This window comes from Bradyrhizobium sp. Kon10, assembly GCF_055807395.1.
On the sequence record NZ_JBVVOZ010000067.1, the window covers coordinates 1 to 8,637 of the forward strand.

Sequence of the window (8,637 nt, forward strand, 5' to 3'; positions counted from 1 at the left end):
TGACCGCACCGTCATCCCTTGTTCTACCAGAAAAAGATCTTGCAGCCCGGGCCGTTCCACATATGAGTCAGAGCCAAATTTGAACGCCGATTGACAGGCGAGATCGCATATCGGGATACGGTCGACGAGATTTTGAATATGGGAGTTCATGATAATTCTCCTATTAGTCAACGACCACTTAGAGAGTGGCATCGTCGGCCAGATTAAGTGCGTCATAATCGCTCTGCGTCAGCTTAACCATGCGCTCGATGTCGGATGTGACGCTCGGGAAACCTGCCGGTGCGATCTCAACTGTCACGGTGCCGCTGCCGCATTGCAGATCATGCCGCGTCGTCACAGCGAACGGGCCGAACACCTTGGTTTCGCCCGCCGCTATGGACGCGGTGCCCTGCTGCGCGTCGCCCAATTGATCACCGAGCAGAACGGCGGATCCGGAGCTTAAGGCCGATGCGATAACCGTCAGCGCGCTATAGGACGGCAGGCCAATGCTTCTGCGTTCGTACGTGGTGAGCCTGTCAGTCATTTTGAATTCTCAGGTGGTTGGTACTCCCAGTCATCGATCCATTTTTGGCGATCTTGCAGGTGGCAAATGCGTTGCGCGGGCAGATATTCTGGCGGGAATTGTGCGAGGCCTTTAGCCTCGTCGCCCTGCCCATGCATTTGGATGTAACCGTTGACGTAAGTGCGGTGGAAAGGGCCGCGTCCCAACCCGGATGATGATCGGACCTGAGGCGTATTCAGCGAAGCTCGAGTCTGCAAAGGACCGCGAGTGCTCGCCACGAAAGATCGGTTCGCGGTCCTCAAACCGCTGCTTGCTCAGGCAGTCGCCTTCTGAAGCTCGACTTTCCCATGGCAACCGGAGCGTCTTCAGCGCAAAGGCCTCGTCTCCAAGGAGAGCCGCTCGCGAAAACTCGCAATGGCGCCTCCGTCATATTCAACATTTCGCGTTGTCGTGTTCAGCCCTATCCTACTGAAGACGTTAATGTCGGAGACCAGACACTGAGGCGCGAGTGTTCCGTCGCCGGAGCCGAAGAACATGGTATTGCCCTCTTCAAGCGAGGCTCGCAAATGGCTTTGGTGGCACGTGGATTGCTGGGACACCGTAAAGAGCCCGTACGATCATGACGGCCTCGCAGTCGCCCGGCCCAGGGGTCAAAATGAAACTTGCTCGATTGATCGCGGGTGTGTCAATCGTCTCCATTCCCGCCAGTATTTGAACTCATCTAGCGTGTCGATGCCCAGGTCGTTCGGTGCTCCTATACGTAGCGAACGACGGTGGTACCCGCACGGAATCCATGCTTAAGGTCAGATCATGAAACCGGTTCTCGTCTTCGATTGGAATGGAACACTGCTCGACGACGCCTACGCACTGCTCGAAACCACCAATGCAATACTAGATCGCTTTGGTCGCACAACGATCGACATGAAGAGTTTTCGGGAACATTGCGACGTTCCGCTGTCTCTTCTTTTTCGCAGTCTCGGACTATCGCAAGACGAGCTTGCGACGGTGGATCGCGATGGGAGTGCAATGTTTCACGACGCCTACGAGGCTCTTGCGGGCAGAGCCGACCTGCGCGAGGGTGCGCGCAGAGTCTTGGAGTTGGCGCGCCGAGAAGGGGCTTCGTCCATCATCGTGAGCAACCATATAGTCGACCCTCTGCGCTACCAATTGAGAAGACTTGGAATCAATGACTGCATCGACGATGTGCTCGCGTTTGAAAGCCGCGACACGCAATACAAATCGACGAGCAAAGGAGAGCGACTCCGTCTATACATGCAGAAGAACAACTTGAAGCCGGCGTCAACCTTCATTGTCGGCGATATGCCGATCGAAACGGATATTGCACGGAATCTCGGACTGATAAGTATAGCCATTACCGGGGGATTTGTTTCCGCGGCGCGCCTGCAAGCGGCGCATCCAGACTACACGATTAACAACCTTCATGAGCTGTTGCCAATCTTACGAAGCCACGGTTTTTTCGGAATGCACAAATTATGATCGGCGAAGAATCACCGCACAGCGTCGATAAAAGCTTGATCATGTCGTCCATGTTGAACGAGTTTATCTCGGCGTTTCGAACTCCGCCTTCGACATCGCACGCGTCGCATGGCCCAACCGCGCGGTTCGCTCGTTCCGAGGGCTGGGCAACGATGGCACCGGCCAGGCCGTCTCGACTGGGACCTTCCCCGTCGGCTCGTCTTGGCCTCGGCGCGCCTCCATGGTCTCGAGCACAACTCGCCCTCGCACCGTGATTTTCCAACCGCCGTTTTGGCGTTCGACGAGGCCGTCAGAAAAAATGTCCAGCCCGGGAACGCACGCGGCCAGCCGTTTGGTGCGCTCGGCCCATTCCGGGCCGCTGGTCGCGAGGATTGCCATGTCGCGCTTGAGGTCCGCCATCACGGCAAATCCTTGGGGGTAACTCACCAGGATCTTCAAGACTGTGATCTGGAAGTTCACTCCGCACCTCGCCCGATCAACGCCACATGATGGACGCTAGGGCCAGGGCTTTACGCCCGATCTGCCGCAGCAGCTTCGGCGTTGTTTCGTCGGTCTTTGCGGCCTCGACGATCTTGGAGGCCACGCGAGCGCCGCTCTCCTTGTGCGGAAGCGTCTCGCAGACCTCGTCAAGTACCGCTCGCGATAGAGCGGTCGTGGTGTATTCAAACATCGACGCCTATCCTTCCGTAAGTCTTTCGACCTTGGGATTGCCGCAGTTGAGGTAAACTCTGCCGCGCTGCGCACGAGGGCTCGCGCTCTACTCTTCTACCGCGGCCTTGATTCTGATCGATGCGGACTCAAATTGGTAGGCCGAGCTGCAGCTCGGCCTGGGTTCGCCCTGGCGTGAAGGCAAGAAGGCGGATCGGCTTTGGAGCGGGTATCTCGTTTGAAAGGAAGACGACCGACAAGTGTTCCAGCTCGCTGCGGCTCGAAATCGGGACGCGTCCCGTCCTGCTCCGCGCGATGATCTCGCAATCGTTGAAACCTCACCTTCAGGGTGATCGTCCGGCCACGCGAACCTTTGTCCTCGAAGTGCCTCCAGACCCTCTCGACGGAGCGGCTGTGCCTTCGTAACAACAGGAGTAAACGCCGAGGTGTCGACACCCAGTCGAAGGCGATGCCGCTGATCTTGATGACGCGGCGCCGCGTGCAACGCGTCCGCAACTGACTGAAAGCGCACACTGCAAATATCAGTCTCCTCACAACGGGCTCAGACGTGGACGCTACCCGATGGTAGCAGACGGACTTTCTACATCCCCCCCGAGCAACAAGGTGACGAATTAGCATATCCATCACGTGCCGCGACGCAGCCTTCTTCAGCCGAGCGATTCGGTCGTAAGATCGGGTTGGAGCGGATCTCGACTTCGGCATGAGAGGCCGCCATCATCATTCAACATTCCGCGTTGTCGCGTTCAGCCCTGTCCGGTTGAAGACGTTAATGTCCGGGACCAGAGACTGAGGCCCGAGTATTCCGCCAGCGGACGCGAAGCACATCGCTTTGCGCTGTTCAAGGGAGGCTCGCAAATGCCTTTGGTGGCACGTGGATTGCTGAGAGCTAGGTCGGCTCGGTCTGACCAAAGGGTCTCATTTGACGGCTGCTGGAGACAATTTGCGAAGAGAGGCCGTTTCGAGGGGTGTCGCTGGGTAAGCGGTTCGGTGTCAGCCGATGACGACGGGTGCGGGAATGCCAAACGCAATCGAACTGATTGTGGACGGTTACGTTCGCTTGAACAATCGGAGGGCCTCAGTATGCTGCGCTGGAAGCTGGCGGTGGACCTAAAGGGACGTGCAGGTTTTGATTTCCGGACAACGTCCAGCAGATCGAGGAAGATATCGTCGTGATCGAGGCGGGGCTGGCGCGGTTGGATGGCGCGGGGACCAGCTAACCTCCCCGAAGCCGTCCGTGTTCAAGCTGCGATTGATCGCGCAAGGGCGCGAGGATCGCGGCTTGGTTGCTGGTGATGCTGTAGCGGTTGCACGTCTGAGGTTACGGACGACGGCGTAAACCTGAATTCCTCCCGAAGCCGATGGGGTGCCCCCAAAAAGAAAGGCCGCCTGCGTCGCCACAAGCGGCCCAAAGTCTAGGGAGGAAACGCCCAAGGAGGGCAGCGATAGCGGGAGTGCTACCGCACATCCTTTAGATAAGGCGATCGTAGAGGCGGCTCAATTGTACGTAAGGGGTCACGGACCGATACCAAGGTTTATACATAACCGCTGTCGCCGAGGAGCCGGCTTGGATAGAGATCGAACCGTTCGAGCGAGCGCTCAATTATGCGCTTGGCAGCCGGCACCTCCGCCTGCCGAATCGCCGTAGTCGCCTCAACATCGACGATGATCGCGTTCTCGACGTCAATCAGGTAGTTCGTGGAGTAGGCGAAGAAGGCTTGGCCACCGTGAGCCCCCGTCCAGCGCGCCGCCGGGTCGGACGGCGAGACTTCGGCTCTCCCCCATCCCAATCGAACAAAGGGCTCTACCGCAGCCCCTTGTAACCGGCGTCCGGGGCTTTCGCGCCCCGTGACCTACGACCCGCCTCCGCCTTCGGGCGGATGCGCGGCAAGGCCGCAAGAGAGACTTCGCTCTCCCTTGGGAACCCATCGACCGGGGCAGGCGCGGCCCCGGAGCTCGCGAGGATCGCACGAGGTTCGTGCGAGGCGGGACGCGGATTGACGCGCCTAGGTTTGGCGGCATGACGAAGAAGACCGACAAGAAGCGCGACGCCCCTGTATCCTACCGCCCGCCCGCAGAGCTGCGGGACGAGTCCGGCGCCGCGTGGAAACGTCCGGTCTTTCCGCCAATGCCTATATCACGCGCGCCGTTTTCAACGCCACCAGCCACAGCCCGATCCGCAACTGTCGCATCCGGACGAGTTTAATCGCGCGGCTAAAAAGCCGATCGACCTGACGGTCGAATTCGGGGATGCGGGGGGAGGAGACGGGAGGCGCGCAGGAGCCAGCGCCCGAAGGGGAGCTCAAAATTCCGGCATTAGGTAGCAAACTCACCTGACTTATACACAAGGGTGGGCCCAGTGATATACCGGGGCAAAAAATATAACTTGGAACATATCATGATCCGCGTTATATAACTGCCGACTCAGGCGCGGTGAGTCGGAGGTTATATGAGCGATATATCTGGCGGGACTGACCCACTGAAAGAAGTTGTCGAGCAGATGAAGCGCGACGCATGGGCGGCCGGCTGGAATGCCGCCATGGAAGCTGTAAAGACGGCTCTGTCCGAGGTAATGCCAACGATGGATATCAGCGGGTCTGCGCCGACCCTTCCGGGGTTGCAGCCACGCAATTCTGGTTCCAATTCGAATTCTAACTCTAGCTCTACGACGCTCCCGACCGTCGGGACGACGCCGTATTACGTTTATCAAGCCGTGCGCGGGAAGCAGGGCATGACGGGCACGGAGGTGGTCGCCGCCGTTCGCGCCGATGGGCACGATGTCCCTGAACCGCAAATCAGAACCGCCCTATCCCGGTTGGAAAGACGCCAACTGCTAGCGAACCGGCATCGCAAGTGGTTCTTGAAGTGACAAACGAAATCCGGGGCCGCAAGGCCCCGGTAGATCGCTCTCTAGCGCAGTAAGTGTGGGTCCGCCTCGCGAGGGCGGCATCGAAAGGTAGGTGGTACATGACAACATAAAGCTATCGAATACCGAAGAGGCTTCCAGTCGCGTTGGCGCGTGACTGGGGCCTCTGAGGACATGGGCCGGGTCTTGGAGGCGCTAGCCGGATTTCCACCTGTGCAAGCTCGGGTCCGATCCCCGACCGGTCCACCATCATTTTTTATCAGACTCAAGGATTCCTGTCGAGCGGGGGACCTTGATCCCGCTTTCCTTGAAATCCTCAAAGAATGAAACGCCGCCTTCCTCCAAGGCAACTCGCATTGCCGTTAGATTATTGCGCGTCGGCTCCCGGCGTCCTGCCTCAAAGTCTCGCACCGTCGAAACGCCGACGTTCGCGATTTTTGCAAGCGCGTCTTGAGGCCAACCTAGCCATGCTCGCGCGGCTCGACACTGCTCCGGGGTCATTCCCGGAATATGGCGACGTAAAAGAATTTCGTCAAGGTCAACGATTTACGTTGACGCCATTACTTTCAACGCTTATCAATGAGGTCAACGGAAAACGTTGGTCTCATGTCGCAACACTTCCTTCTCACGGCAAAGGCGAGGTCGCTAAGTTTAGCGAAGGTCGCCCGTTTGTCGGACGAGGAAGCTTACCAGACCTTCAAGCTGATCCGTTGGTCCGCCACTAACGGCGAACCCTTCTGCCCCAAGTGCGGCTGCGTCGCGGTCTACACCTACCAGACCCGCAAGCTGTTCAAGTGCAAGGGCTGCAATCACCAATTCAGCGTCACGTCCGGGACGATCTTCGCCAGCCGTAAGCTACCCATCCGCGACTACCTCTTGGCTATCGCTATCTTCGTCAACGGCGCGAAGGGCCACAGCGCGCTCCAGCTTAGCCGCGACCTGGATTGCCAGTATAAGACCGCTTTCGTAATGGCTCACAAAATCCGCGAGGCGATGACCTCAGAAGCCAATGGCGCGACCGTTAGCGGCACGGTGGAAGTTGACGGCGCATACTTCGGGGGCCACGTCCGCCCGGCCAATAATAAGGTCAACGTCGCGACCGTCGCCTTGCTGAGAACCAGACCGGCAAGCGCCGCGTCGTCGTCATTATGCGGGAGCGCGATGGCCGCACGCTGCCGTTCGTCTTCAAGTCCGAAGATGCTTCGCTAGTGACGATTGCGACCCGCGTTGCTCCCGGTAGCACCATTCACGCTGACGAAGCCGCGCATTGGGACGCGCTGCACGCCCGTTTCCTCACGAAGCGGATCAACCACAGCGAAGCTTATTCGGACGGCGAGGCCTGCACCAATCAAGCGGAATCGTTTTTCTCGCGCCTGCGCCGCGCCGAGATCGGCATCCACCACCACGTTGCTGGCCCCTATTTGGCAGCTTATGCGAGCGAAATGGCTTGGCGCGAGAACAACCGCCGTATTAGCAACGGTGAGCAATATCTGATGACCACTGACGCGGCCTTGCAGCACCCCGTCTCCCGGCAGTGGAAAGGTTACTGGCAGCGCGCCATGAAGCCCTAAGATGATTTCTTCGTCAGCCGCTCCGGATCGGCGGTGCGCTGTGCCGATCCCAGAAAATTGTTACTGGAAACGACTCGACGGCCGGTTTCCTGTTCGATTTGCTTGCGCGCTGTCCCGGCGATGTTGCCGCCAGATTTAGCCGCATGAAAATTCTCGCTAAAGCCTTGGGCATCGCGCTGTTGCGCGATTTCCTTAGTCGAGGTCTCGCCAAGCATGGTCAAAATCAGTTCCATGTTGGTCATGTGATCGCGGAGATTGTGCCCCTTCGCCAATCCTTTGGCCAGCTTGTGCTGCTCGGTCGGGATACCAAAGGTGGCCTGCGCAATTGTGTTGGTAAGGGTTGCGTATTGCTGCCCCTCCTGAACGCCGCGCTGTTGCCATTCCGATGTGAGTTCCTTGCGCGCTACGATGCTGCGGATGCGGGTTTCGATCCAGTCGTCGGAACGACCCTGAATCTGGTAAGCCAGAATCGCCCGCTTGATCGCGATTTCAGGATCTTGCCATTCCTGAATGCGCTCATAGCCAACACGCGCCAGCCAACGCTTGATCGGCTCCGCCTTCGGGGACGAGATCGACTGAATAATACGGAACAGGGTTTCGGGGGTTGCAACCTCAGAGAGACGTTTCTTCCCGTCCGCTCCGGGCAACGGCAACTTTCCGATTTTATCGGAAAGTTCAAAAAACCCTTCTTCATCAGTGAGTTTGGTCTTAACGTCATGCCAGTACTTGCTGGCCCGGTCAGTCCCGACCAATGCCCCAACGATATCCACGACTGAGTACCACCACTCATCGTTGTGGCAGACACGGCGGATTTCTGCGCCCTTGAAGGCGATCAGCTCCATCTCGCCATCGGCCACAACCGGCGAGATTTTACCTTCCGCCTCGACTTCCTGTTTGGTGAGCTTTGAAAAGCTAGCGACGGCTTCATCCATTGGCTTATCCAGACCGTATTTCTTCTCATAATGCTTTTCGTTTTTGCTCATGAGATCATAGCCTTATAAGTATGGATGGAACTGGCCGGCTTCAACGCCGCAGCGAATCTAAAAGGCAGACTCAGGCAATATACGCTGAATCGCGCCAGCTTCTCCTATTGATCTCTCCTAATTCCCCACAGCATGTACTGTCCCGGCCCCTGCTCGCACCGAACGAGGCCATTTTCCCGCTGGGCCCGGAGCGCGACGCCGACCCGCTTTGACATGATCCGCAAGAGCCGCTGATCGCTCTTGTCCAAGGCCCGCTCAACTAGAAGTTCCAAGGCGATATCGCGGCTGGTAAGCGGCTCTGCGGCTTGGCGGAGGATGCTGAGCACGATCCGGGACATTTGGCCCCGATTGCTCCAATCCTTCGGCGGGCGAAAGGCCTTGGGCCGGATCGTTTCAACCTGAAAATCGGGGTCAAACTGGACGATGGTGGCGTCTAAGCTTTCGAGGTCTAGAACCATCTTCCGAAGGGCCTCATGGATCGTGTCCCGTGGCGTGGTGTAGCTGGCGGTGGATCACCGCGTTCGCCGGCGAGAGCCGGGCTGGTCAGCTGGC

Annotated in this window: 8 protein-coding genes and 2 pseudogenes; 3 read left to right on the forward strand and 7 right to left on the reverse strand. The window is 58.2% G+C overall.

The window, feature by feature from the left end; genetic code table 11:
- Positions 1-178: 178 nt before the first annotated feature.
- Positions 179-523: a hypothetical protein gene (locus AC0L2O_RS35800; protein ID WP_473373071.1), complete on the reverse strand. Its 345-nt coding sequence runs from the start codon at positions 521-523 to the stop codon at positions 179-181.
- A gap of 789 nt (positions 524-1,312) precedes the next feature.
- Here AC0L2O_RS35800 and AC0L2O_RS35805 point away from each other — a divergent pair.
- On the forward strand, positions 1,313-1,999 hold the full coding sequence (locus AC0L2O_RS35805; protein WP_473373072.1) for an HAD family hydrolase: 687 nt from the start codon (positions 1,313-1,315) through the stop codon (positions 1,997-1,999).
- 63 nt (positions 2,000-2,062) lie between these two features.
- Here the strand turns inward: AC0L2O_RS35805 and AC0L2O_RS35810 are convergent, their stop codons facing one another.
- The 3 genes and pseudogenes from AC0L2O_RS35810 to AC0L2O_RS35820 form a co-directional block, all read right to left on the reverse strand.
- Positions 2,063-2,458 (reverse strand): hypothetical protein, encoded by a 396-nt coding sequence (locus AC0L2O_RS35810; RefSeq protein WP_473373073.1) that lies wholly within the window; start codon positions 2,456-2,458, stop codon positions 2,063-2,065.
- A gap of 16 nt (positions 2,459-2,474) precedes the next feature.
- Positions 2,475-2,669, reverse strand: a complete 195-nt coding sequence (locus AC0L2O_RS35815) for a hypothetical protein (protein ID WP_473373074.1) — start codon at positions 2,667-2,669, stop codon at positions 2,475-2,477.
- 1,537 nt (positions 2,670-4,206) lie between these two features.
- Positions 4,207-4,449: pseudogene (locus AC0L2O_RS35820) on the reverse strand (IS5/IS1182 family transposase); the annotation flags it as partial.
- A gap of 665 nt (positions 4,450-5,114) precedes the next feature.
- Between AC0L2O_RS35820 and AC0L2O_RS35825 the strand changes: the two are divergent.
- The gene (locus tag AC0L2O_RS35825) at positions 5,115-5,534 is read left to right on the forward strand and encodes a hypothetical protein (protein WP_473373075.1); all 420 of its coding nucleotides are present in this window, start codon (positions 5,115-5,117) and stop codon (positions 5,532-5,534) included.
- Between the two features lie 246 nt (positions 5,535-5,780).
- On the opposite strand, the gene AC0L2O_RS35830 is transcribed toward AC0L2O_RS35825, so the two are convergent.
- The gene (locus AC0L2O_RS35830; RefSeq protein WP_473373076.1) at positions 5,781-6,032 is read right to left on the reverse strand and encodes a helix-turn-helix domain-containing protein; all 252 of its coding nucleotides are present in this window, start codon (positions 6,030-6,032) and stop codon (positions 5,781-5,783) included.
- A gap of 105 nt (positions 6,033-6,137) precedes the next feature.
- Between AC0L2O_RS35830 and AC0L2O_RS35835 the strand changes: the two are divergent.
- A pseudogene (locus AC0L2O_RS35835) lies at positions 6,138-7,102 on the forward strand (IS1595 family transposase).
- Here the strand turns inward: AC0L2O_RS35835 and AC0L2O_RS35840 are convergent.
- Positions 7,099-8,085 (reverse strand): BRO family protein, encoded by a 987-nt coding sequence (locus AC0L2O_RS35840; RefSeq protein WP_473373077.1) that lies wholly within the window; start codon positions 8,083-8,085, stop codon positions 7,099-7,101. The pseudogene AC0L2O_RS35835 and the gene AC0L2O_RS35840 overlap by 4 nt on opposite strands.
- Before the next feature lie 104 nt (positions 8,086-8,189).
- Entirely contained in the window at positions 8,190-8,543 is a 354-nt protein-coding gene (locus AC0L2O_RS35845; protein WP_473373078.1) for a hypothetical protein, read from the reverse strand.
- Positions 8,544-8,637: the final 94 nt, after the last annotated feature.

Excerpts from the sequence above, each read along its gene's own strand:
- AC0L2O_RS35840 (WP_473373077.1), bottom strand. The coding sequence starts at position 8,085 with ATGAGCAAAAACGAAAAGCATTATGAGAAGAAATACGGTCTGGATAAG.
- AC0L2O_RS35845 (WP_473373078.1), bottom strand. The coding sequence starts at position 8,543 with ATGGTTCTAGACCTCGAAAGCTTAGACGCCACCATCGTCCAGTTTGAC.
- AC0L2O_RS35805 (WP_473373072.1), top strand. The coding sequence starts at position 1,313 with ATGAAACCGGTTCTCGTCTTCGATTGGAATGGAACACTGCTCGACGAC.
- AC0L2O_RS35825 (WP_473373075.1), top strand. The coding sequence starts at position 5,115 with ATGAGCGATATATCTGGCGGGACTGACCCACTGAAAGAAGTTGTCGAG.
- AC0L2O_RS35800 (WP_473373071.1), bottom strand. The coding sequence starts at position 523 with ATGACTGACAGGCTCACCACGTACGAACGCAGAAGCATTGGCCTGCCG.
- AC0L2O_RS35815 (WP_473373074.1), bottom strand. The coding sequence starts at position 2,669 with ATGTTTGAATACACCACGACCGCTCTATCGCGAGCGGTACTTGACGAG.
- AC0L2O_RS35830 (WP_473373076.1), bottom strand. The coding sequence starts at position 6,032 with ATGACCCCGGAGCAGTGTCGAGCCGCGCGAGCATGGCTAGGTTGGCCT.